This is a genomic window from Kitasatospora cystarginea (genome assembly GCF_039533515.1).
Taxonomy (GTDB): domain Bacteria; phylum Actinomycetota; class Actinomycetes; order Streptomycetales; family Streptomycetaceae; genus Kitasatospora; species Kitasatospora cystarginea.
In genome coordinates this window covers 1-957 of sequence record NZ_BAAATR010000186.1, presented here as the reverse complement: position 1 = coordinate 957, position 957 = coordinate 1, and the positions used below count along the sequence as shown (strand labels likewise).

General features: G+C 71.5%; 1 protein-coding gene. It reads right to left on the bottom strand.

The window, feature by feature from the left end; translation table 11 throughout:
* The coding region (locus ABD369_RS40740; RefSeq protein ID WP_344641681.1) for a ketoacyl-synthetase C-terminal extension domain-containing protein at positions 1-957 on the bottom strand (957 nt) is incomplete at both ends.

The following is a 957-nucleotide window of genomic DNA, read 5'->3' as shown; positions in this document are numbered from 1 at the left end:
ACACCACCTCGCGCAGCGAACGGTCCAGGTACTGGTCCAGGTGCGCGAACACCTCGTCCAACGCGTCCGCGAACAGCGGGAAGGCCTCGTACAACTCGCGGCCCATCCCGGCCCGCTGGCTGCCCTGGCCCGTGAACAGGAACGCCGTCCGGCCCTCGACCACCGAGCCCTGCACCAGGTTCCCGGCAGACTCACCCGAAGCCAGCGCACCCAGCCCCCGCAGGAACTCCGCACGCTCACCCGCCACAACGGCTGCGCGGTACTCGAAGCCCGCCCGCGTCGTCGCCAGCGAGTAGCCGAGGTCGGTGACGGTCAGCTCGGGGTCGGTCTCGACTCGCGACTGGAGCTCTGCGGCCTGCGCCAGGAGTGCCGCCTCGCTCTTCGCCGACACCACCAGCGGCAGCACCGACGGCGCGACCGTCACCTCGGTGACCGTCTCCTCGGCGGCCGGAGCCTGCTCCAGGATCGTGTGCGCGTTGGTCCCGCTGACGCCGAAGGCGGAGATACCCGCCCGGCGCGGACGGCCGGTCTCCGGCCAGTCCGTGGTCTCGGTAAGCAGCGAGACCGCACCCGCCGCCCAGTCCACGTGCGGGGTCGGCTCGTCCACGTGCAGCGTCTGCGGCAGCACACCGTGCTGCATCGCGAGCACCATCTTGATCACACCGGCGACACCGGCCGCGGCCTGGGTGTGACCGATGTTGGACTTCACCGAACCGAGCAGCAGCGGACGGCCGTCCGAGTGCTCCTGACCGTAGGTGGCGAGCAGGGCCTGGGCCTCGATCGGGTCACCAAGCCGCGTGCCCGTACCGTGCGCCTCGACCGCGTCGACCTCGGCGGCCGTCAGACCGGCCGACGCCAGGGCCTGGCGGATCACCCGCTGCTGCGAGGGACCGTTCGGCGCGGTCAGACCGTTCGACGCACCGTCCTGGTTGATCGCCGAACCACGCACGATCGCCA